The following is a 21,967-nucleotide window of genomic DNA, read 5'->3' on the forward strand; positions in this document are numbered from 1 at the left end:
CCCCGTCTTGACCCACCAATGACATCCGAAACATAATCGCAAGGTGGGTCACTTCTCGATGAAAACCCCGGGTCACTTCTCAGCAGCAATCAACAATCGGCCCGGGCCTGCTGAATGATGTCGTAGCGCGCCTGGCGCTCCTCGGCCTTGCGTGCCCCTTCGAGCCGATAAGCGGCCAGTGCCCGGAGGCTGATCATCACGTCGTTCAGGCGCGTCTCAACCTTCTGGTGCCGGCTGTCCTTCCACAGCGACTGCACGCCGGAGCCATAGCCGCCGTCGAGCTTCAACGTAAATTCGCCGGTGGGTTGGTAGGCGCGGTTTGGCGTGTAGACGTATTGGCCTTTGCTCTGCCGGGCCAGTTCGGCCTCCGTCATCCGATACGGGACACGCCGCATCCGCTCGTCGATCGATGGCGAAAATACCCCACCGTCGACCTTCACCGAGAGATGAGCCGAATAGCGCGATCCTGCCTTGCCCTCGCAAAATTCAAAGCCCCGCTCGTGACAGGCCTTCGCCAAGGTATCGACCAGGCGTAGCGCGCGCTCTGTCGAGGCGGGATGGATTCGCACCTGGAAGGTGTCGGTACCTTTCGACCTGATCGCCCCATAATCGTCCGCCTTCTGCCCTTTGAAGTCGCGCGACGCGGCCTTCGTCACCGCATGCGGTCGCGACAATTCACCAGGCACCGCGATCGGATGAACGGCCTCATATGCAGCGGAGACAGGATCGATCGTGCTCACCGGGGGGCTCTCATCATTTCTATGCGGAAGATCGAACGCGATTCGCGGGGCATCTTTGACCTTGGGAAGCGGGACCCGTCTCGGCCGCTTCCCGGTTTCCAGCTGTCGCCAGTAGCCACGGCCCGGCACTGGTATCCGGTGTTTGACACATCTCTTTTTGAGACCAACGTCAGAGATATGGAAACGGGCGGCGACCTTGGTCATCGCCTCGCTCCACACCAAGTCATACAGCTCTTCGCGGGTGAGGGAGACGGGCTCGATGATGTCGGACTCGCAAAATGGTCGATCTTGTCCGGCATCTACTGCCGCGATCAGATTGCACCAATATTGCGATGCGTTTCGGATACGCCCCGGCGGACGCGGACAATACTCCGCGTAAGCCAAGGTCAGATTCGGGAATCAGGCACGCGTATGAAGGTGCGTGAGATCGCCGGAATCGGACGGACGCTATCGTACCGCGCTTTTCGCTCTTCCGACCTTCTTCTCCGCCCCGCGTCGCGGCTCACCGGATTCCTTCCGGAATTTCGGCCGCAAAATCTTGCCGGTGGCGCGAAGACTGTCGAGATGGTCGGACCACCATTGCGCCATGCGCACCCGCTCGTCCCAATGGGCGCCCCGATGATACGCCGCGCGAACGCCGTTGCGCTCCCCATGTGCGAGTGACCGTTCGATCGCGTCGGGATGCCACAGGCCGCTCTCATTCAGCAACGTCGACGCCATCGCCCGAAATCCATGCGAGGTCATATCCTCCCGCCCATAGCCGAGCCGGCGGAGAGCCGAATTCAGCGTGTTTTCGCACATATGCCGCAACGGCGAACCCAGTGCGGGAAACAGATAGATGCTGTTTCGACCGATCCCCCGCAACTGCTTGAGGTAACCGACCACCTGCTTGGACAGCGGAACCGCATGCGGCTGCTTCATCTTCATCTTGTGCGCCGGTATCCGCCAGACGGCGGCCTCCCAATCGATCTCGTTCCATTCGGCCGCGCGCAGTTCGCCAGGGCGGACGTAGAGGTGCGGGGCCAGTTGCAGTGCCAGAAGGGTTTCGGGCTGGCCGCTATAGCCGTCGATCGCACGCAGAAGCTCGCCGACATCCCTGGGATCGAGCAAGGCGGCATGGTGCTTCGGGCGGGGCGCGATCAACGCCCCCTTCAACATATCGCCCGGATTGGTTGTGGCTCGCCCTGTGACGATCGCATAGCGACATACCCGTGAGGCAAAGGATCGAACGCGGCTGGCCGTTTCGCGGTGCCCGCGCCGCTCAAGCTTGCGGAGCGCGGCGAGCAGCTCCTGCGGCGTGATGTCGGCGACGGGAAGCGGGCCGATGTCGCGGTCGATCAGATCGCGAAACCAGCGCGCCTTCTTCATGGTCGCCTCGGTGCGGCCCTCAGCCTCCATCTTTTCGAGATATTCGTCGGCAACCACCCGGAAGGTCGTGGCCGCGCGTATTTCGCCGGCAAGTTTTTCCCGCCGGCGAATAGCGAACGGATCTTGTCCCTCGTCGATCAATCGTCGCGCCTCATCCCTCCTGTCGCGCGCCTCCTTGAGCGAGATCTCGGGATATCGGCCCAGCGACAGCTTTCGCTCGACCTTGTGAAAGCGGTACTTCAACCGCCAGAGTTTCGTGCCCGAGGGCTGGACGAGCAGGAACAGCCCTTTTTCGTCGGCGAGCTTGTAGGGAATCGGGCCGGGCTTGGCCGCGCGGATTTCAACGGGAGTCAATGTCATTTTTGGGGCCACCAAAAATTCGCGTTGCGTTCGTGGCCACCACGGTGGCCACCAAAATGCCCGGATGGGGGTGAATTTGGGTGGACGCCGACGGATGGCTCGACGCCAATTTTACCATATTTTACAAGGGGTTTCGACACTTTTCCGGACTTCGCCGGAGGGTCTGCTGGTGCCGGGTAACGGACTCGAACCGTTGACCTACCGCTTACAAGGCGGTTGCTCTACCAGCTGAGCTAACCCGGCAGCGTCGTGCTTCATGGCTCAGGGAACGCCGAACGTCCAGCCCTCGAGGCGACCGATTTCGTTGTTGAGAGCTGCAGGGTGCCATAAATCTTCGCGCACCGCCGCTCGGCGGAGCCAGGCGGCTGTGAGGATCGCGTCGGTGCTATGGTCATCATAGCGATCGAGCGGGGCGGGCGGCGGCAGGCCGAAGGTGGCGAGGCCGAAGGCGAGACTGGCGCGATCGCGCATCTTGCTGCGGCCGCGCGGTAGTCCGGCATGGCGTGCGGCGATGCTCGTATAGATTTCGACGATCATCGGCCCGCTGGCCGGGATGGGATCGAAGGGCCAGATCGGAATTGCACCGCCCAGGCGATGCAGCAGGCGCATGCCGGTCAGGCTCGATTTGCCGACCTGCGCCGCGCCGATCAGGTTGAAGCACGATACGGCATTGCCGTGGCCCGCGGCCCGACAAATCTGTTCGACGATCCGCAGGCGGCCGAGGCCGGTGCCGAATAGGTCCCCCGTGACGATGGCCTTGCCGTGCTGCATTCGAAAATGCCGCGCCACGTGGGTGTGGGTGGTGATCGCGGTCGCGGCGAGATGTGGATCGGCGGCGCACAGGCAATCGATATAACGCCACAGATCGCGCGCATCGGGCGGGCTATCATTCCATTCGGGAAAGTAGGCACCGCGATCCAGAAAGGGTAAAGCCGCCGAGAAATCGATCCCGATCAACATGTCGGTGTCGTTGCGCGCATGATCGAGCAGCCATTCGAGCACCGCCGGTCGCGACCAGCCGCGATCGGCGCGTAACAGCGTCGGGGGGTGATCGGGAGCGGCGCTGACGGCGATCGCAATGCCCCTCGGCCGTTCGACCGCCTGACCCGACCAGTCGATGCAGGCCGTCTGTGCGAAAGGGCGGTTCACGCCTTCCGGGTGCGCGGTCGCGGCTTGGGTTGGCTCGCGGCCCAGTCGCGCGCATGGCGGATCGTCGCCAGCACGCGTTCGGGGTCGGGCGTGTCATAGCGTACCAGCAGCCCGGCCCAGCCGACATAATGCGGCGTCTGCCAATAGGTGTCCGGATCGGTCTCCATCAGCATCTCGACCATATCCTTGCCGATGTGCAGGCAGAAGGATCCGGCCTCGCGGCTCGGCGACAGGAAGGCGCGGCCATTGGTTTTCAGGGCTGGCGCGCCATAATGGCTCGAGAATTCCACGTCCGGCAGGGTCAGGCCGAAGGCGATCACGGCATCCCAATTCAGGCTCATGATCGCTCGCCGCGCAGCTTGTTCCAATAGGCGATCCGTTCGGCGATCTTTACTTCGAATCCGCGCGGAGCGGGCACATAGAATTCCTGGCGGCTCATTTCGGCTGGCCAGAAATTGTCGCCTGAAAAGCTATCGGGTGAATCATGATCATAAGCATAGCCACGGCCATAGCCGATGTCCTTCATCAGTCGGGTCGGTGCGTTGAGGATGTTCTGCGGTGGCATCAGCGATCCGGTGTCGCGCGCCGATGCCCAGGCGGCCTTTTGCGCCGCATAGGCAGCGTTCGATTTGGGCGCGGTCGCGAGATAGAGGCAGGCCTGCACGATCGCGAGTTCGCCTTCGGGGCTGCCCAGAAAGTCATAGGCATCCTTGGCGGCGAGACACTGCACAAGGGCCTGGGGGTCCGCGAGGCCGACATCTTCGGACGCGAAGCGGACCAGTCGGCGCAGCACGAACAGCGGTTCCTCGCCGGCCACCAGCATCCGCGCCAGATAGTAAAGCGCAGCCTGCGGATCGGATCCGCGTAAGGATTTGTGGAGCGCCGAGATCAGGTTGTAATGGCCCTCGCGATCCTTGTCATAGACCGCCATCCGCCGGTGCAGCAGCCTGGCGAGCGCCGGCGGATCGAGCGGATGCTCGATCGCGATCGAAAATAATGTCTCGACCTGGTTGAGGAGGAAACGGCCGTCGCCATCGGCTGAGGCGGCCAGCGCCTCTCGTGCCTCGGGTGTGAGCGGCAACGAACGTCCCTCCACCTCCTCGGCGCGGGCGAGGAGCTTTGCCAATGCGGTCGCGTCGAGCCGGTTGAGGATCAGTACCTGCGCACGGCTGAGCAAGGCTGCGTTGAGTTCGAACGACGGATTTTCGGTGGTGGCGCCGACCAGCACCACGGTACCGTCCTCGACATAGGGCAGGAAGCTGTCCTGCTGCGCGCGGTTGAAGCGGTGAATCTCGTCGACGAACAGCAAAGTGTGCCGAAGCCCGGCGCGGACATGCTCGCGCGCTTCGGCGAATACCTTCTTGAGATCGGCCACGCCGGAAAACACCGCTGAAATCGCCGCAAAGCGCAGCCCCACCGCATCGGCGAGCAATCGCGCGATCGTCGTCTTGCCGGTGCCGGGCGGCCCCCAGAGGATCAGCGAGGAGAGTCGCCCGGCCGCCACCATCCGCCCGATCGCGCCATCGGGACCGGTGAGATGATCCTGGCCGATCACATCCTCGAGCCGTCGGGGCCGCAGCCGTTCGGCGAGCGGCGCACCATCGGGCGTGGCGGAAGGAACAGAGGAGGCGGGAGCGAACAGGTCGGCCATATTGCGGCTGATATAGGGGGTTGCACGAATTTCGCACGGGGGATTGGAAGAGCTCTTGCAAAAACTCTTTTAAGATATATCTTAGATGTATCGAAATGATTCGATATAGGATGATATATGATAAAATTTGGACGCGGCCATGGTGGCCGCAGTGGTCATTGCGGCGAGCGCCACGCTGGCCGTGGGCGCGATGCCGATGGCGAATATTTGAGCGGGGGCCGGTTCGGCTTCGGTCGCGGGCGGCACGGCCCGATGGACGAGGGAATGCGCGGCGGCGGCCGCGGCGGGCGGCGTCGATTGTTCGATTCAGCCGAGCTGCGGCTTGTCCTGCTCAAGCTGATCGGCGATCAGCCGCGACATGGCTATGACCTGATCCGAGCGATCGAGGAACAATCGGGCGGCGCTTATGTGCCCAGCCCCGGCGTCGTCTATCCGACGATCACTTTGCTGCAGGATATGGAGCATATCGCCGAACTCGCGGCCGAAGGCACCAGGCGGCGTTTCGCGATCACCGATGCCGGCAAGGCACTTTTGATCGAAAAGGCTGACGAGGTCGAGACCTTGTTCGCGCGGCTGGCGGCGCTGGCCGAGGAAAGCGGCGCATCGGATCGTTCGCCGGTACGGCGGGCGATGATGAACCTGAACATGGCGCTGCGCATCAGGATGGCCCGGGGCGAAGCCAATGCGGATATCGCGCATGATGTGGCCGCCATTCTCGATGATGCCGCGCGGCGGATCGAAAGGCTCTGATCGCGATGGCGACAAATTCGATGGTCGCGCGCGTGCCGACCGCGCAGGGTAGCCGCTATCTGCAGCAGCTCTGCAAGCATTGGAGCCACAAGATGGTGGTGGAATTTACCGCCGAGGCCGGCAAGATCACCTTCCCCGCCGGCGCGGTCGTCACGATGACCGCACATCCTGCCGATCTGGAGGTGGAGATCGCCCTGCCGCCGGGCGGGGAAGCCGATCAGATGCAGAAGGTCGTGGCGTCGCACCTCGATCGCTTCGCCTTTCGCGAAGCCCCGTTGGCCTTCGATTGGGCACCAGGGTGACGGGTGCGCAGCGGCAGCTCAGGGCACCCTGCTGCGCGGGATCCTGATCCCCGCCGCGGTCTGGCGGACGATGCGCATGTAGCTGTCGACCAGCAACTGATTGACCTGATCCCAGCCATAACGTTCGCTGATGGCGAGGCCGGCCGTCCCGGCTCTCGCCCGTTCCTCGATATCCTCGCAGTAGAGCTGCAGGGCATCGGCGAAGGTGCGGGTGCGCCCCGGCTGGACCAGCCGGCCGCTTATACCATCCTGCACCAGGCTCTCGCTGCCGGTAGCCCGGGCCGCGACGACGGGCAGGCCTGCGGCCATCGCCTCGAGCGTCACGTTTCCGAATGTCTCGGTCACGGACGGATTGAACAGCATATCCACGGATGCGACCGCGCGGCCCAGATCGTTTCCGGCCTGAAAACCGACAAAGGCTGCGGTTGGAAGGCGTCGCTGGAACCACTCCCGCGCGGGTCCGTCACCGATCACGAGCACGCGGTGGCGGATTTGCCGGCGGGTGAGTTCGTCGATCGTATCGGCGAATATGTCGAGACCTTTTTCGACTACCAGCCGGCCGACAAAGCCGATCGTCGGGACATCGGGCATGATGCCCTGTGTCTCGCGCCATGCCAGATCGCGACGATCCGGCGTGAAGATGTCGCGATCGATCCCGCGCGACCATATGCCGACATCATAATTCATGCGCTGTTCGCGCAGCAGTTGCGCCATTGATTCCGACGGTGCGAAGATCGCGTCGCAGCGGCGATAGAATCGCCGCAGCACCGCCAGCACCACCGGCTCCATGAAGGCAAGGCCATAATAGCGCGGATAGGTTTCGAAGCGGGTATGGACCGAGGCGACCACCGGCAAATTCCGCTTGCGCGCAAGCGATACTGCACGGTGGCCCAACACTTCAGGGCTCGCCACATGCACGATATTGGGTCGAAAGCGTGCGATATCGCGCTTGACCGATTGCGGTATCGCGATTGGAAGGCGATATTCGGACCGTCCTGGAAAGGCTATCGAAGGGACGCTGACAAGATCTCCGGTTGGAGGAAATGCCGGCGTGGCGATCGTCGGTGAATAAACGCGGACAGCGGCGCCGAGCTTGAGAAGATAGCCGACGAGCCGATTCAATGCCTGATTGGCGCCGTCGCGGACATAATTATAATTGCCGGTGAACAGGGCGACGCGGAGATCTGAAGACTGCATCGCGTCCCGATAACTCCCTACGATCGAAAAGGCCAATCTGAACGAAATCGGCAGCCCGATTATGCATCCTGATCGTCATCGGGCTTATGTCGCGGCAGTCGCTTGATCCTGCGTATGCCCGCGAACATGGGCAGCAGTAGCAAAAACAATAGCAGTACCGCGATGACCTGCTTTTTCACGAACCGAACTCCATGGCTGCCGCCGCGATCGCTGCGTAGATGGCGTCGAGATCGCTGTCGTCGATGCCATAAGGGGGCATGATATAGATGCAGTTACCCATCGGTCGCAGCAGCAGGCCGCGCGCGCGGAAGAACGCGCCGAGCGCTGGCCCGATGGTCGACAGGTAGCCACTGTCGCCGGCTATCATCTCCATCGCCGCGATCGTACCGATCTGCCGCCGGTTGACGATGGCGGGATGGTCAAGCGCGGCGAGCCGGTCCGCCTGGCGCCGGGCGAGATCGGCTACGCGATCGAGCACCGGCTCGTCGCGCCAGATCGCCAGATTGGCGTTGGCGGCGGCGCAAGCGATCGGATTGGCGGTGTAGCTCGACGAATGGAAGAACATCGCCGCGCGGTCCGTCGAACGATGCGCATCGAAGATCGCCGGGGTCGCGAGTGTGACGGCGAGCGGCACGGCACCGCCGGTCAGGCCCTTCGACAGGCACATGATGTCCGGCACGATTCCGGCGGCTTCGCAGGCGAACAGCGTACCGGTGCGGCCCCAGCCTGTCATCACCTCGTCGGCGATGAACAGCACGCCGTGGCGTGTACAGATCCGCCGCATTTCCGCGAGCGTCTGGGCAGAATAGATCTGCATGCCGCCTGCACCGAGGATCAGCGGTTCGACGATCAACGCCGCTGGAGCCTCGGTTCGGCATAAGCGCTCCAGTGCGTCGAGCGTCGTCTGTTCGGCGCCCGCGGCGGGGAAGGGCAGGGTGTCGACGTCGAACAGCAGCGGCTGATAGGCACGGTTATAGACCCCGCGCTCGCCCACCGACATCGCGCCGATCGTATCACCATGATAGCTGTGCGCCATCACGACGATGCGGTGTCGCGGTTCGCCGCGGTTGAGCCAATAGCCGAGCGCCATCTTGAGCGCGACTTCGACGCTGGTCGATCCGCTATCCGAGAAAAAGACGTGAGCGAGTGGTTCGGGCGCGATCGTGATCAGGTCGCGCGCCAGCGATTCGGCAGGTTCGTGCGTCCAGCCGGCGAAGATCAACTGATCGAGCTTTTCGGTCTGTGCCCGGATCGCGGCCATGATGCGCGGATGGCAATGGCCGTGGGTCGTCACCCACCAGGACGAAATCGCGTCGACGAAACGCCGGCCGTCGTCCGTGTAGATCGCCGCCCCTTCGGCATGGGTGACGAGCGGGATTTCCTCAGCCAGGCCATGCTGGGTGAACGGATGCCAGACGGGCGAGGTCATGCGACGAAGTCCGCAAGGGTAAAGGCATCGGCAAAGGCCGTGCGTAAACTGTCCGCGTCGAGCGGGTCGAGATGTGGCAGCCGGCCCAGCCGCTTCACCCGCCCGATCGCGGCGATCGTAGCTTCGCTATTCTCATTCTCGTCGCCGACGAACGCGATACCGAGGATCGGAACGTTGCGTGCGCGCAACGCTTCGATCGCCAGCAGGCTGTGATTGATTGTGCCCAAAGTTGTCCGTGCGACGATCACCGTGTCAAAGCGCCAGCGCGCGAAGATGTCGGCATAGAGCAGGCCGCCGGATAGCGGCACAAGCGGCCCGCCGGCACCTTCGATGATCAACCGGCGCGGGCAATCGGGCGGATCGAACCGCATCGGATCGATTGCGATATTGTCGATCGCGGCCGCAAGGTGCGGTGAGGCGGGGGTTCTCAATCGGTAGGCTTCCGGCAGGATTTGTTCGGCGGGCAGCGCCGACAAAGCGGCAACGCGCTCGCTGTCGGTGGGGCCATCAAGCCCGGCCTGGACTGGTTTCCAATAGCAGCCGTCGAGCGCGCCGGCGAGGCCGGCCGAGAAGACGGTCTTGCCGACATCGGTGTCGGTGGCGGTGACGACGATCGCGTGGGTCATGTCGCGGTGTGCGCTTCGGCGATCGCTTCGGCCAGCCCCAGGACGATATCTTCATCGACGTTCAGGGTCAGTGAGATCCGCAGCCGCGATGTTCCCGCAGGCACGGTCGGCGGACGGATGCCGCGGACGTCATAGCCCCGCGCCTGGATTGCGCCCGCCACCCGCATCGTCCGTGCATCTTCGCCCAGAATGACGGGGATGATCTGCGAACCGCTGGGCGGCACATCGATCCGATCGGCGAAGATTTGCGCGGACGCCGCGATCAGCGCATGCAACCGGTCACGCCGCTCGGGCTGGGTCGCGATCAGCCGCAGGCTGGCGCGGACGGCGGCGGCCATCAGCGGCGAAGGGGCCGTCGAGAAGATGAAGCCCCGCGCTTTGTTTACCAGGGTGCGGGCGAGAATATTCGGCAGACATACCAACGCCCCTTCGCAACCCAGTGCCTTGCCGCAGGTGCGCAGTGTCATGACATATTCGCGGCCGTCGAGCCCGTCGGCCAGCCCGCGACCACCGCGGCCGAACACACCGGTTGCATGCGCTTCGTCGATGATCAGAAAAGCCTCTTCGCGTTCCGCCAGCGCGACCAGATCGGTCAGCGGCGCGCGGTCGCCATCCATGCTGTAGAGGCTTTCGACCGCGATCCACACGCGGCCCCGCCCGCCCGCCGCCCGCCAGGTGCGGATGACATCGGCATAGCCATCGACATCATTGTGCGGCGCGCTGACGCAACTGGCCTTGCCCAGCCGCATGCCTTCATGTGCGCTGGCATGAATCAATGCGTCATGAACGATCAGGTCGCGCGTCGCCGGCAAAGTGGAGAAGATCGCGCTATTGGCAGCAAAGCCTGTCGAGAACCACAAGGCAGCTTCGCTGCCGAAAAAGGCAGCCGCCTCGCTCTCCAGCGCCTCATGTTCAGGATCGTTACCGCGCAGCAGCCGCGAACCGCCCGCACCGATCGCCACGCCGCGCGCCAGCGCATCGGCCACGGCTGCGCGCAGTTCGGGCGCCTGTTTCAGGCCCAGATAGTCGTTTGATGCGAAATCATGGCCGGCCCGCGTGATCAGCGTCCGGGTGCGGGTGCGCCTGTCCAGGATGGAGAGCGCTTCGGCATGGGCGTCGAGGATCGACATGGCGAGAGCCCCTAGCGGCTGATGGGGATGATCGCGAGTCTTAAGCGATGTCATCACAGCTGACCGAGGCTTTTTGCGTTGCCCCCTGTTCTGACCGGATCGTTTCACTATATCAGCCCCGATCGAACGCGTGGGCAGTCCACCAACCATAGCGGAACAAGGCATGAGCGAAGACAAGACGACCGAAGCTGATATCGAAATTCAGGGTGGCGAAGATGCAGGCGAAAGCCCGTTTGCGCGGCTCGAAGCCGAATTGGAGAAGCTTCGCAACGAAGTGCTCTATGCGCAGGCCGAAACCCAGAATGTCCGCCGGCGGCTCGAGAAGGAAAAGACTGACGCCTCGGCGTATGCGGCGACCAATTTCGCGCGCGATATCCTGTCCGTCGCGGACAATCTTTCGCGCGCACTCGCGGCGATGCCGGCCGATCTGCGCGAGGATGAGCGGCTGAAGGCGCTGCTGACCGGTATCGAGATGACCGGCAAGGAACTGGACAGCGTGTTCCAGCGCAACGGCATCAAGAAGATCGAGGCGGTCGGGCAGAAGCTCGATCCGAATCGGCATCAGGCGATGATCGAGCTTCCGCATGACACGGCCGAGCCCGGCACGGTCATTCAGGAGATGCAGGCGGGCTATATGATCAAGGATCGGCTGTTGCGGCCGGCGTTGGTTGGCGTGGCCAAAACCCCGCCCGCGAAGGAAGACTGAAGGGGGGCTATCCCCGCTTCTTAGCCGCCGCCAGCGTCAGCGTGCAGCAGGTACCATCCTGCTGCACGATTTCTGCGTCGGCATAGATCGATCGTGCGAGCATCACCGTCAGGTTGGCGCCACGACCTTTGACGTCGGGACGGATCATGCCCGCGCCATCGTCCGTCACCGTGATCGAGATCGTACCCCCGACTTCGGTTACCGAAACGGTGATCCGCCCGATATTATCCGGGAAGGCGTGCTTGGCGGCGTTGGTGATCCATTCGTTGACGATCAGCCCGATCGTGACGGCAATCTCCGCGGATGTCAGGATCGTATCACTCGAAAAGGCCAGTTCGATCGTCGATGGCAACATGCCTTCCCGCAGTTGATTGCAGATTTCACGAAGGTGCTCGTGCAGCAGCACACTCGACAACGTTGCGCTGTGCAGCGCCAAGTTCTTGTAGGTGCTGGCGATCGACATCAGTCGTGACGCAGCGAGACGAAGTTCCTCGGCGGCGCCGCCATTCTCAGTCGTTCCAGCCTGCGACATCAGCAGTGACGCCGCGACCTGGAAATTATTCTTGGTGCGGTGATCGATCTCTTTCAACGCCAGTGACAATATCTCTACCCGGTGCTGGCTTTCCGCACGCAATTTGATCGACGACGTGCGGTAAGCCGAAATCGCCCAGACCGCGACAAGTTGCGCTATCGTCGTCAGCACGAGGCTGACGGCGTCTCCTGGCGTACGCATGAGGAAGCTGTGTTGCGGCGGCAGGACGAAGTACCAGACGAGCAACTGGCATCCGATCGTCGCCAATATTCCGGCGCGCGCCCCAGCCAGCAGCCCCGCCGCGATGATCGCAGGGAACGTCAGCGCAAAGGGTACCGCGCCTGTTACAAAAAGGTCGATAACCGATCGCGCGCAGATCGACAGTCCCATCGCCGCCAGCGCAACCACCACGTCACGGGCAAGCGGGGGCCATGCGCCGGTGATCCGTCTGAATTCCCTGAACCCGTCGATTGGCATCGACATCCCCCCTTGGGTGCGAAGATGGCGTCCCGCGGTGCAAAATCAATCCCGCTTCATGTGGTGGGGCTCGTGTCGGCGGATACAAACGAAGTCGGGGAATCCGCGTTTCCTCCGTGTGCGTTCGATGCTAGCCTTCCCAAAACAGCGAGGGGTGGCGGCATGGACTGGTCGGAGGAGGTGCGCAGTGGCGCGATCATCGTGAATCCACGCGGTCGGGTGGATGAAGCGACGGCGGCCTTTTTCGGTGCCCAGTTGGAAGACGGGGCCGGTCGGGCGGCAGATTGCGATTCGAAGACGCTTGTGATCAATTTCGCGGGGCTCGATTATATGTCGTCGCGTGGATTGCGGGCGCTGACGCTTGCCAAGCGCAAGGCGGATGGTCACGGTGTGACCATCATATTGGCGGCGCCCAACAAGATCCTCAGCGAAATCCTGGCGATCAGCCGTTATGACAAATTGTTCAAGATTGCGGCAACGGTGGAAGGCGCTTTGTAAAACCATCGACCGGGGGGAGACTGCGGCATGCTGGTGCGGTTTTGGGGAACACGCGGATCCTTGCCGGTAGCGCAAAAGCCGGATGCCATCCGGCGCAAGCTCGTTCGCGCGCTCGTCGCCGCAGGCGGACGCCATTTCGCCGATGAGCAAGACGCTGGCACGTTCGTCGATCAGGAACTCGATTTCGCGACCAACGGCACTTATGGCGGCGCCACGACCTGCATCGAGATCGAGGCCGGCGATGGCGATTTCATCATCTGCGATATGGGTAGCGGTCTGCGCGAGTTCGGGATCAGCGCTCTGGCGCGCTGTGCGAAGGGCCATCCCCGCAGCTATCATGTCTTCATGTCCCATCTGCATTGGGATCATATCATGGGTTTCCCGTTCTTCGCGCCGACCTTCGACCCGGCTGCCCGTATCGTCATCCATTCGGGCCATGCCGATGCCGAGCAGGCGCTGCGACGCCAGCAGGAGGAGATTTCCTTCCCCGTCCCGTTCGATTGGTTCCGCGCTAAGATCGAGTTCGTCACACTGATGCCCGGCACGACCTACGATATTGCCGGCCTGCAGGTGGACGTGATGGAGCAACATCATTCGCACTGCAGCTTCGGTTACCGGTTCACCGACGGTGCCGGCAAGACAGTGATCTTCAGCACCGACAGCGAGCACAAGATCGAGAAGATGGAGGGCGAGGCCGATGTCGCGCACTTCTTCCGCGATGCCGATCTGGTGATCTGCGATACGATGTATTCGCTCGCGGACAGCGTATCGATGAAGGAAGATTGGGGGCATTCGAGCAACATCGTGGCGATCGACATCTGTCACGAAGCGACAGCTCGACGGCTGGCGTTGTTTCACCACGAACCGATTTACAGTGACGAAGATATGTTGCGCATGCACCGCGAGAGCATCCGTTACGAGGAATTGACCCGGCGCGAGCATCCACTCGAAGTGCTCTGCGCATATGACGGGCTCGAAGTCCGTCTCTGACAGCGGCCACGCCCTCCGTAGGGTGAGGGTGGCCGGCATCGCCGCGGCGCTGGCCGGCGTGCTTTTGAGCTTGGCCGTCGGGGATCGCGTCGGGCGCGCGCTGTTCGACGGCTGGCAGCGCATCAGCCCGCGCGATATGTCGCGCAGCAATGTGCGGGTGGTCGCGATCGATGCCGAGAGCCTGGCGGCCCTCGGCGCTTGGCCATGGCCGCGCTACGATCTCGCCCGGCTGGCCGAGGTGATTGCTGCGCAGCACCCCAAGGCGATCGGCTTCGACATGTTGTTTCCCGAACCCGATCGGGTTCGGCCCGACCTGTTCGCGAACCTCTATCCCGAACTGAGCCCGGCCGCCGTTGCCGAGCTTCGCCGGCTTGAACCCAGCGATCGACTGTTCGGCCGCGTGATCGGCGGGGCGCCGGTGATTCTCGGTCGGCTCGGCGTCGATCATGATGGCGCCAATCCCGAATCGCTGGTCGTTGATGCCGATGTGCGCGGGCCATTGCCGCGCGATTTGCCCGTGCGCTCACAGGCCTTGATCAACATTCCCGAGCTGGAGCCGGTCGCGCTGGGCCACGGCCTGTTGAACGGCCCGCCGGACACGGATGGGATCGTCAGGCGTGTGCCGTTGCTCGCGAGAGTCGGCACGCGGCCGATGTCGGGGCTCGCGCTAGAAATGGCGCGGGCGAGTCTCGGGTTTGACAGTCTGACGAGCGGCGATCATCACCTGATGCTCGGGGATCGCGCCATCCCGATCGACGAACAGGGACGGATGACCTTGCGGTTCGGGATCGTGCCGCCCAACCACGTCATTTCTGCGGCCGATGTGCTGCGCCGCCATTTCCGGGCGGACAGCTTCACCGGCAAGGTCGTGCTGATCGGCCAAATGTCCGAAGGCAGTGTGGATATCGTCGCGACCCCCCTTGCCGCCGAAGGCTTTGGCACATTGGTGCAGGCGCAGGCGATCGATGCGATCCTGCGCGGTGGCTGGCTGGCTCGCCCGGCATGGGTGCCGTGGATCGAATGGGGCGAGGCGACTTTGCTCGCAGCACTGGTGTTGTTCTTCGTGCCGCGCGCGCGCCGAGGGCGATTGGCGGTGCCACTGCTCGCCGGGCTGGCGGTGCTGCTGTCGTCATGGATCGTTTTTGACCGGTTCGACCTGCTCGTCGATCCTGCGCGATCGCTGGTCGTCGGCGTCGCCGCGCTGGCCGGTGTCGTAGCGGCCCTGTTCTTCGAGGCGCGTCGCGAACGCGAGCGGCTTCGCGACACACTGGTGCGCGAACGCATTGCGGCGGCCGCGACCGAGGGCGAGTTGCAGGCTGCGCGCACGATCCAGCTCGGTATGCTGCCCAGCCGCGCCGGTCTCGCCGATATCGATCCGCGTATCGATATCGATGCCCTGCTCGAACCCGCCAAATCGGTGGGCGGCGATTTCTTCGATGTCCTGCGGCTCGACGCCGATCGGATCGCGTTCCTGATCGCCGACGTGACGGGCAAGGGTGTGCCGGCCGCGTTGTTTATGGCGCTGTCTAAGGCCCTGGCAAAGAGCGTGATGCTCCGCGAGTCCGCCGATCTCGCCGCCGCCGCTGCGATGCTCAATGAAGAGGTGTCGCGCGACAATCTCGACTCGATGGGTGTGACGATGCTCATCGGTGAGATCGATCTCGGCACCGGTGCCGTCACGATGGTGAATGCGGGCCATGAAAATCCGCTGTTGGTGCATGAGGGGACTGTCCGGCCCCATCCGATGGAGGGAGGACCGCCTTTCTGTATCGTCGATTATCCCTGGCCCGCCGAGCCGCTGATGCTTGCACCGGGAGAGACGCTGATCCTGATCACCGACGGCGTGACCGAGGCACAGAATGGCCATGGCGCGCTGTTCGGCAATGACCGGACTTTGGCAGCCGTGGAGGCGCCACAGGGCGCCACAGCCTCGGCAATCGTCGAGGGCATGCGCGCGTGCGTGAGGGCATTCGAGGCGGGGGCGGAAGCCAGCGACGATCTTACGATCATGGCAATCCGCTACGTCGGTTGAAAGGCTACCGAACGATTACCTCGACCCGCCGGTTCGCGGCGCTCGCGACATTGTCCGCTGTCGGCTCGCGCAATTCGCGTTCACCGCGGCCGACTGCTGTCATCAGCGCCGGTTCGATCCCCTGCTGTGCCAGCACCCCGACGATCTCGACAGCTCGACGCTTGGAAAGCATGTCATTGTCTTCGGCACTGCCAACGGTATCGGTATGCCCGGTCACCTGCACCTCGGCGCCGGGCCGCAATGCAACTTCGTTACGCAATGCGGCCAGCATCGGCAGCGATTCGGGCGTGAGTTGTGTCGTGCCCTCGGCAAAATAGAGGATGAACCGTGCGGGCGGGGCCGGCAGGCTGGCCAGCAACGCCCTTTCCGCCGGCGTGAGGCGGGCCGGATCTATGATCTCGCTCGCAGGATGGGGCCGCCCGAGTCTCGTTCGGCTGTTGACCTTGTCGACTATCGTCTCCCCGGCTGTGCCGTGGCTCTCGATGATGGCGACCGCGCCTTGGCCATCATGCTCGCTGGGCAGCAGCACGAGCTGCGGACTCGCGCAGCCCGTAAGCAGCGTGCAGATCAGGGTTGGTATGTGGCGCACGTTCATCACGGCACCTCCACGATGAAGCGCGTGCCGCGGACACCCAGCAGCGAGGTGGGGGTGCGAACCTTCATGGCATCGCGCGCAGAATGCGCGATCTGGCCCGACACGACCGCGAGCGAACCGCGATTGACCTGGGTGACGAAGCTGCCCATTTGCGTCGTACGATCAAAATCGAACTGGCTGACCGCGATCCGGCTGTTCGGGCCGACCGCGAAGCGGGTATTGTCGATAAAGGTCAGGCTGATCTGCCCATCCTTGCCCGTCACCAGCGTATCACCGGCGAGCAATTGCAGCCCGGGTGCCGGCTGAAGCTTGGTGGCGCCCCGTTCAACCGAAACCGTCCCCACGGAGCGCTTGATTCGCCCGATCTCCGCCCAGGCCGGCTGTACTGCCGCCAGCATGTAGAGCGCCAGCATTGCCTTGCGCATCATCGTCAGCATCCCCCTGTTTGCCGATCCGTGGCATAGCCTAGTCCATGGACGCGGGCGAATCCAAATCGGAACCCTGGACGGTGCGGTGCGATGGTGCCGATGCTGTTCGGGGCGCGGTGACGCTTGCCCGTGATTTTGGCGCACATCATGGGTTGGCGGCCATCGCTGCGGCAAGGCTGGCAATCGTGATCGAAGAAATTGTGACCAATGCCATTGAACATGGACGGGTTGCTGCCGGCGATCAGGTGGATCTCAGCCTCGCGCTCCAAAGCGGCGGCGTACGTGTCGTTTTTGTGGAACCCGGTCTGCCGTTCGATCCGCGACAGGCAACTCCCGCCACGCCCGTACATGAGCAAAGAGGCGGTGGAGCCGGCTTGGACCTGGTGAAACACTGGACCAGGGTTGTCGATTACAGGACAGTCGATGGCATTAATCGGCTTGAATTGATTCTGCCGTGCAATGGCGACGCGGACTGAATGGCAAAGGCCGCCATCTTCCGGAGCAGATGGCGGCCTCCTCCCCGATACGCCACGCGGGGATCTTCTATCTCAGCAGTTACGATCTATAGCGCGACCGGCGAGGGCGCCCAGCCCAGCCCCGACGATGGCGCCGCCGGTGCCGTCGCGATTGTTGTGGCGGCCGTTGCCGATGTCATTGCCTAGCAACCCGCCGGCGATAGCCCCGATAATCGTGCCGGCAGTCCCATCGCTGCGGCACCGTCCATGGCGCCGTCGAGCCTCATAATAGCCTCGGTCCCGGCCATCATAGCCACGTTCATAGCGCGGCGGCGGTTGGTCATGATCGCGATAGGGCCGCGCATCCGCGCCGCTGGGCGCGACGGCGAGCGCCAGGACGGCGATCAGGGCAACGGCAGGGAAAAGCATACGCAACATTACGGTCTCCTGCCGCCTTGAGGCGCCATTTGCCTGCGGCGCAGTTCGATGGCTCATGTGCCGATCGAGTTATGGCGTATGACACGATCAGGGTGAGCCGATGCTGAACGATGCTGTTGGCGGCCGTTCATATTGGCGATGCGGTTTTGCGCCTGCGGCAGTAGGGCGTTAGTAAGCCGGTCATGAAAAGGGTTGCCCTCGCCATGCTGATCTGGGCGATCGCCGGATCATCCTCCCCTCCTGGGGAAACATCGACACCGGTCGTGGCGACGCCGATTCCATTGGATCCGGACGATGCCGCGCATGTCCGTTTCGGTGGTGTCAGATATCTGGGAGGGTGGCAGCTGGCGAGCGCCGAGCCGCGATTCGGCGGCTATTCGGCGCTGTCGGTCAGGGATGGCCAGTTCCTCGCTTTGGCCGATACCGGTGAATATCTCGAATTTCGCATGACCGCGTCCGGCGAGATCGCGGCCGCGCACTTCGGCAGACTTCCCACCTTTCCCGGCGATGGGAAGAGCAAGACCGACCGCGATTCGGAATCGATGGCGAACGATCCCTCTACCGGCCAGATCTGGGTCGGCTTCGAGCAACATAATGTGATCTTCCGCTACGCTCCGAATTTCACCTCGATGCTGTCGCAACGGAGTCCGGCCGAGATGCGCGAGTGGCCGGCCAATTTCGGTCCTGAATCATTGGTTCGAATGTCAGACGGGCGGTTTGTTATACTGTCCGAGAACGCCGTGATGGCGGATGGAGTGAAGCAGGCGCTGCTTTTCCCGGGAGATCCCACCGATCCGCGAAACGTCCCAATCGCCTTTGGCTATCGGCCGCCGCCGGGCTATCTGGCGAGCGATGCCGCACAGTTGCCCGATGGCCGGCTGATCGTGCTCAATCGGCATTTCACAATGATGGACGGTTTCTGGGCAGCGTTGACGATCATCGATCCGCGCGCGATTCGGCCAGGCGTGATCGTGACGGGTGAACCGATCGCCGAGTTCCGCAGGCCGCTCAATATCGATAATATGGAGGGGATATCCGTCATTCGGGAAGGCGGGCGAACGATCGTGTGGATCATCTCCGACGATAATCAACTGCCGATCGAAAGGACTCTGCTGCTGAAATTCGCGCTCGAAAGCCACTGATTCGACGCACAACGACAAGGCCGGGCATCGACGCGAATCGAGCCCGGCCTGATAATCTCGTCCGAATCAGCCCGCCGATCCGACAGGCCCGTAATCAGGCCGCGACTGGCTGCTTCTTGGCGATTTCGCGCTTCAGGCGGCGTGCGCGCAGCGACAGATCGGTGTCAGACGTCTTCAACAGCCAGTTGTCGAGCCCGCCAACATGCTCAACCGAGCGCAGGCCGTGGGTCGATACCTTGAGCTTCACGCCCTTGCCGAGCGAATCCGACAGAAGCGTTACGTTCTGCAGGTTCGGCAGAAAGGTCCGCTTGGTCTTGTTGTTGGCGTGGGAAACATTGTGTCCCGTCTGACGGCCCTTGCCGGTGAGTTCGCAGATACGCGACATCTTTATTCGTCCTGATATTCGGGTTGCCCGGAAAGTCGCGGCGGATAACCGTCATCCCGGGATACGTCAAGTCGTTCGGCGAAATCCGTCTGCCTGTAATATGCAACCGGAACAGCAACTGCACGTTGTCTGGGCTCCAGTAATTCAGCGCAGGAGCCTGAAATGAGCACGGCAGACGAACAATATCGTGAAATTCCGGCGCGATCCAGCGGCATGAAGGTCGGCCTTCTGGTAGCCGTCATCGCGATTCTCGCGGTCATCGCCGCTTTCGCCTTTGGGCTGATAGATATCAATCAGACCAAACAGACGAAGTTGCCCGAGGTCAGCGTCCAGGGTGGTCAGGCTCCGGCGTTCGACGTTAACACGGCGAAGGTCGATGTCGGCACGAAGACGACCGACGTGACCGTGCCGAAAGTCGAGGTGGGAACCACCAAGACCGAAGTGAAATTACCGACGGTCGACGTTCAGAAGGCCAAATAAGGTGCGCGGCAACAGGATGCGAAAATGCCGTCGGTAAATCCCCTGACGCTGGTTGCCGCCATCCTGTTGCCACCCCTGGCGTTGTTCCTGACCCGAGGGATCACACCGGCATTCTGGCTGAGCATCGTGCTCACACTGATAGGATATTTGCCAGGCATGATCTTCGGCCTCGCTGCGGTTTTCTTTCCGCGTCAGATACCGATTCGCTGACAGGCTCGCTTATCGTCGTGGACGGCGATAAGGGGGCTTCATGCCTTTTCCGCTCCCTCCGCCGATGCGGCTTGCGCTCGATCTCGCGGCGGCCGCCGCTGATGGCGGGGAAGTCCCAGTGGGCGCAGTCATCACCCGCGGCGATGTCGTTATCGCCCAAGCCGCCAATGCGATGTCGCGCGGATATGATCCGACGGCCCATGCGGAGATGCGTGCCATCCGTGAAGCCGCTGCCGCTCTGGGTTCGCAGCGCCTCGTCGATTGCGATCTCTGGGTCACGCTGGAGCCCTGCATGATGTGTGCGGGCGCCATATCGCATGCACGGCTGCGCCGGCTTTATTATGGCGCCGAAGATCCGAAGGGCGGCGCCGTGGCGCATGGCCCGCGGGTCTTTGCGCAGCCAACCTGCCATCACCGGCCGGATGTCTATGGCGGAATAGGCGGGGCCGAAGCGGCCGGCCAGTTGCGGGCATTTTTCGCAACGCGGCGAGGTGCGGTGCCCCCCCATCATGCATAGCTGTTGTGAAAATCCGAAATTCGCGGCATGAGCATGTCGAGCGCCATGCCGCACCCATCACCCATCACGCCCTTTCCCTGGATCGATCTTGCCATAATCGTGGCGCTGATCGCGCTTAACGGCGTCTTCGCCATGTCCGAACTGGCGATCGTATCCGCGCGCCGACCGCGGATGGAGGCGATGGCACGCGCCGGCCGGCGCGGTGCGCGAAAGGCGATCGAACTGGCATCGGACCCCGGCAAATTCCTGTCCACCGTCCAGATCGGCATCACGCTGATCGGTATCCTTGCCGGTGCGTTTTCTGGAGCGAGTCTGGGTGATCCGGTCGGCCAACGGCTCGCCCTGCTGGGTGTGCCTGCGGCGCATGCGCTGGAGGTCGGCTTTGCCATCGTAATTGCAGTAACCACCTTCGTTTCGCTGATCGTCGGTGAACTGGTGCCGAAGCAGTTCGCGCTGCGATCGCCGGAGCCGATTGCCGCGACCATGGCGCCGGCGATGTTCTGGCTGTCGCGTGCGACGGCGCCGATCGTGTGGCTGCTCGATCATACCAGCAAATCGTTCTTCCGTTTGCTGGGGCTCACCCGCGAGTCCGAGCATCAGGTTACGGCGGAGGAACTTCACCTCATCGTGGCGGAGGCATCGAGCGCGGGGATCATCGAGGAAAACGAACGCGCCATCATCTCCGGCGTGGTGCGGCTCGCCGACCGACCGGTGCGTGAGGTTATGACGCCGCGGACCGAAGTCGAGTGGATCGACATCACGGAGGACGACGAGTCCATTCGCGCCCGGATCGCCGAGATGCCGCATAGTCGCATGCCGGTAGCCGAAGGTTCGGTCGACGAAATTATCGGCGTTGTTCATTCGCGTGATCTGGTTCGGATGCTGGTGGACGGCGGCGCGATCGATCTGCGCGCGATTATCCGCAAGGGTATCGTCATCCCCGATCATATGGATGCGATGGATGCGCTCAAGGAATTGCGGGAGGCCGAGGTTCCAGTCGCCTTCGTCCATGACGAATATGGGCATTTCGAAGGGCTGGTCTCTCCCGCCAATATGCTGGCGGCGATCGCCGGCGAATTTGCATCGGATCAGGACGAGGATACCGATCCGCCGCTTGTCGAGCGTTCCGATGGCAGCTGGCTGATATCGGGATCTCTGGCCGCCGATGCGCTGGCCGACAGGCTCGGCATCAGCCTGCCCGATGACCGCGATTTTGCGACCGCGGCCGGCTTTGCGCTGTGGCGGCTCAAGCATCTTCCGACCACGGGCGAGGCATTCGAGCATCGCGGATGGCGATTCGAGATCGTCGATATGGATGGCCGGCGCATCGATAAGCTCCTGGCCAGTGCAGTTGCGGCGGGGACCCGTTGAACGCCGTTT

General features: G+C 63.0%; 26 protein-coding genes and 1 tRNA gene. 12 read left to right on the forward strand and 15 right to left on the reverse strand.

All coding sequences use genetic code 11. The features are described 5' to 3' along the window. Positions 1-89: 89 nt before the first annotated feature. The 6 genes from BLS13_RS10765 to BLS13_RS10790 form a co-directional block, all read right to left on the reverse strand. Positions 90-740 carry a hypothetical protein gene (locus BLS13_RS10765; protein WP_143011935.1) on the reverse strand — a complete coding sequence of 217 codons (651 nt, stop codon included), beginning with the start codon at positions 738-740 and terminating at the stop codon, positions 90-92. Positions 741-1,187: 447 nt separating this feature from the next. Next, positions 1,188-2,468, reverse strand: a complete 1,281-nt coding sequence (locus BLS13_RS10770; protein ID WP_093452042.1) for a tyrosine-type recombinase/integrase — start codon at positions 2,466-2,468, stop codon at positions 1,188-1,190. Between the two features lie 167 nt (positions 2,469-2,635). Continuing rightward, positions 2,636-2,711, reverse strand: a tRNA-Thr gene (locus tag BLS13_RS10775). Between the two features lie 18 nt (positions 2,712-2,729). Beyond that, positions 2,730-3,617 (reverse strand): hypothetical protein, encoded by an 888-nt coding sequence (locus BLS13_RS10780; protein WP_093452043.1) that lies wholly within the window; start codon positions 3,615-3,617, stop codon positions 2,730-2,732. Then, on the reverse strand, positions 3,614-3,958 hold the full coding sequence (locus tag BLS13_RS10785; RefSeq protein ID WP_093452045.1) for a hypothetical protein: 345 nt from the start codon (positions 3,956-3,958) through the stop codon (positions 3,614-3,616). Before BLS13_RS10785 ends, BLS13_RS10780 begins: the two co-directional genes overlap by 4 nt. Beyond that, on the reverse strand, positions 3,955-5,268 hold the full coding sequence (locus tag BLS13_RS10790; RefSeq protein ID WP_093452046.1) for a replication-associated recombination protein A: 1,314 nt from the start codon (positions 5,266-5,268) through the stop codon (positions 3,955-3,957). The genes BLS13_RS10785 and BLS13_RS10790 overlap by 4 nt, the downstream gene beginning before the upstream one ends. Positions 5,269-5,385: 117 nt before the next feature. Here BLS13_RS10790 and BLS13_RS10795 point away from each other — a divergent pair, with 117 nt between their 5' ends. Beyond that, a complete protein-coding gene (locus BLS13_RS10795; RefSeq protein WP_093452048.1) occupies positions 5,386-6,018 on the forward strand; it encodes a PadR family transcriptional regulator in 633 nt (210 codons plus the stop codon). A 5-nt stretch (positions 6,019-6,023) separates the two neighbouring features. Continuing rightward, complete coding sequence (locus BLS13_RS10800; RefSeq protein ID WP_093452049.1) at positions 6,024-6,320, forward strand: DUF2218 domain-containing protein; 297 nt, start codon at positions 6,024-6,026, stop codon at positions 6,318-6,320. A gap of 18 nt (positions 6,321-6,338) precedes the next feature. On the opposite strand, the gene BLS13_RS10805 is transcribed toward BLS13_RS10800, so the two are convergent. From BLS13_RS10805 to BLS13_RS10820, 4 genes are all read right to left on the reverse strand, one after another. Continuing rightward, the gene (locus BLS13_RS10805; RefSeq protein WP_093452280.1) at positions 6,339-7,517 is read right to left on the reverse strand and encodes a glycosyltransferase family 4 protein; all 1,179 of its coding nucleotides are present in this window, start codon (positions 7,515-7,517) and stop codon (positions 6,339-6,341) included. 175 nt (positions 7,518-7,692) lie between these two features. After that, positions 7,693-8,946 (reverse strand): adenosylmethionine--8-amino-7-oxononanoate transaminase, encoded by a 1,254-nt coding sequence (locus BLS13_RS10810; protein WP_093452051.1) that lies wholly within the window; start codon positions 8,944-8,946, stop codon positions 7,693-7,695. Further along, positions 8,943-9,572, reverse strand: coding sequence for a dethiobiotin synthase (gene bioD / locus BLS13_RS10815; protein WP_093452052.1), 630 nt, complete (start codon positions 9,570-9,572; stop codon positions 8,943-8,945). Before bioD ends, BLS13_RS10810 begins: the two co-directional genes overlap by 4 nt. Continuing rightward, positions 9,569-10,702 carry an 8-amino-7-oxononanoate synthase gene (locus BLS13_RS10820; protein ID WP_093452054.1) on the reverse strand — a complete coding sequence of 378 codons (1,134 nt, stop codon included), beginning with the start codon at positions 10,700-10,702 and terminating at the stop codon, positions 9,569-9,571. Before BLS13_RS10820 ends, bioD begins: the two co-directional genes overlap by 4 nt. 163 nt (positions 10,703-10,865) lie before the next feature. Between BLS13_RS10820 and grpE the strand changes: the two genes are divergently transcribed. Continuing rightward, positions 10,866-11,408, forward strand: a complete 543-nt coding sequence (gene grpE, locus BLS13_RS10825; protein WP_093452056.1) for a nucleotide exchange factor GrpE — start codon at positions 10,866-10,868, stop codon at positions 11,406-11,408. A 7-nt stretch (positions 11,409-11,415) separates the two neighbouring features. Here grpE and BLS13_RS10830 read toward each other — a convergent pair whose 3' ends face one another. Next, positions 11,416-12,417, reverse strand: coding sequence for a sensor histidine kinase (locus tag BLS13_RS10830; protein WP_176943539.1), 1,002 nt, complete (start codon positions 12,415-12,417; stop codon positions 11,416-11,418). 162 nt (positions 12,418-12,579) lie between these two features. On the opposite strand from BLS13_RS10830, the gene BLS13_RS10835 reads away from it, so the two are divergent. From BLS13_RS10835 to BLS13_RS10845, 3 genes are read left to right on the forward strand one after another with little or no spacing between them, the layout of a single operon-like run. Continuing rightward, positions 12,580-12,915, forward strand: coding sequence for an STAS domain-containing protein (locus BLS13_RS10835; RefSeq protein WP_093452059.1), 336 nt, complete (start codon positions 12,580-12,582; stop codon positions 12,913-12,915). Between the two features lie 27 nt (positions 12,916-12,942). Continuing rightward, positions 12,943-13,905, forward strand: a complete 963-nt coding sequence (locus BLS13_RS10840; protein WP_093452060.1) for an MBL fold metallo-hydrolase — start codon at positions 12,943-12,945, stop codon at positions 13,903-13,905. Between the two features lie 28 nt (positions 13,906-13,933). Next, entirely contained in the window at positions 13,934-15,937 is a 2,004-nt protein-coding gene (locus tag BLS13_RS10845; RefSeq protein WP_176943540.1) for a CHASE2 domain-containing protein, read from the forward strand. A gap of 4 nt (positions 15,938-15,941) precedes the next feature. Here BLS13_RS10845 and BLS13_RS10850 read toward each other — a convergent pair whose 3' ends face one another. Both BLS13_RS10850 and BLS13_RS10855 read right to left on the reverse strand, forming a co-directional pair. Next, positions 15,942-16,532, reverse strand: coding sequence for an OmpA family protein (locus BLS13_RS10850; RefSeq protein ID WP_093452063.1), 591 nt, complete (start codon positions 16,530-16,532; stop codon positions 15,942-15,944). Continuing rightward, positions 16,532-16,960: a FecR family protein gene (locus BLS13_RS10855; protein ID WP_256325818.1), complete on the reverse strand. Its 429-nt coding sequence runs from the start codon at positions 16,958-16,960 to the stop codon at positions 16,532-16,534. The genes BLS13_RS10850 and BLS13_RS10855 overlap by 1 nt, the downstream gene beginning before the upstream one ends. 44 nt (positions 16,961-17,004) lie before the next feature. On the opposite strand from BLS13_RS10855, the gene BLS13_RS10860 reads away from it, so the two are divergent. Then, positions 17,005-17,436, forward strand: coding sequence for an ATP-binding protein (locus tag BLS13_RS10860; protein WP_093452065.1), 432 nt, complete (start codon positions 17,005-17,007; stop codon positions 17,434-17,436). Positions 17,437-17,508: 72 nt separating this feature from the next. Here BLS13_RS10860 and BLS13_RS10865 read toward each other — a convergent pair whose 3' ends face one another. Next, positions 17,509-17,853 carry a glycine zipper 2TM domain-containing protein gene (locus BLS13_RS10865; protein WP_093452066.1) on the reverse strand — a complete coding sequence of 115 codons (345 nt, stop codon included), beginning with the start codon at positions 17,851-17,853 and terminating at the stop codon, positions 17,509-17,511. Positions 17,854-18,035: 182 nt separating this feature from the next. Between BLS13_RS10865 and BLS13_RS10870 the strand changes: the two genes are divergently transcribed. Further along, positions 18,036-18,995 (forward strand): esterase-like activity of phytase family protein, encoded by a 960-nt coding sequence (locus BLS13_RS10870; RefSeq protein ID WP_093452068.1) that lies wholly within the window; start codon positions 18,036-18,038, stop codon positions 18,993-18,995. A 94-nt stretch (positions 18,996-19,089) separates the two neighbouring features. Here BLS13_RS10870 and rpmB read toward each other — a convergent pair whose 3' ends face one another. Then, complete coding sequence (gene rpmB, locus BLS13_RS10875) at positions 19,090-19,380, reverse strand: 50S ribosomal protein L28 (protein WP_037524458.1); 291 nt, start codon at positions 19,378-19,380, stop codon at positions 19,090-19,092. Positions 19,381-19,542: 162 nt separating this feature from the next. On the opposite strand from rpmB, the gene BLS13_RS10880 reads away from it, so the two are divergent. From BLS13_RS10880 to BLS13_RS10895, 4 genes are read left to right on the forward strand one after another with little or no spacing between them, the layout of a single operon-like run. After that, positions 19,543-19,860 (forward strand): hypothetical protein, encoded by a 318-nt coding sequence (locus BLS13_RS10880; RefSeq protein WP_256325819.1) that lies wholly within the window; start codon positions 19,543-19,545, stop codon positions 19,858-19,860. A gap of 24 nt (positions 19,861-19,884) precedes the next feature. Next, positions 19,885-20,070 carry a YqaE/Pmp3 family membrane protein gene (locus tag BLS13_RS10885; RefSeq protein WP_093452071.1) on the forward strand — a complete coding sequence of 62 codons (186 nt, stop codon included), beginning with the start codon at positions 19,885-19,887 and terminating at the stop codon, positions 20,068-20,070. A 40-nt stretch (positions 20,071-20,110) separates the two neighbouring features. Further along, positions 20,111-20,587, forward strand: coding sequence for a nucleoside deaminase (locus BLS13_RS10890; protein WP_093452072.1), 477 nt, complete (start codon positions 20,111-20,113; stop codon positions 20,585-20,587). Between the two features lie 27 nt (positions 20,588-20,614). Next, positions 20,615-21,958, forward strand: a complete 1,344-nt coding sequence (locus BLS13_RS10895; protein ID WP_093452074.1) for a hemolysin family protein — start codon at positions 20,615-20,617, stop codon at positions 21,956-21,958. The last annotated feature ends 9 nt before the right edge of the window (positions 21,959-21,967 follow it).

This window comes from Sphingomonas sp. YR710 (assembly GCF_900101455.1).
GTDB lineage: Bacteria > Pseudomonadota > Alphaproteobacteria > Sphingomonadales > Sphingomonadaceae > Rhizorhabdus.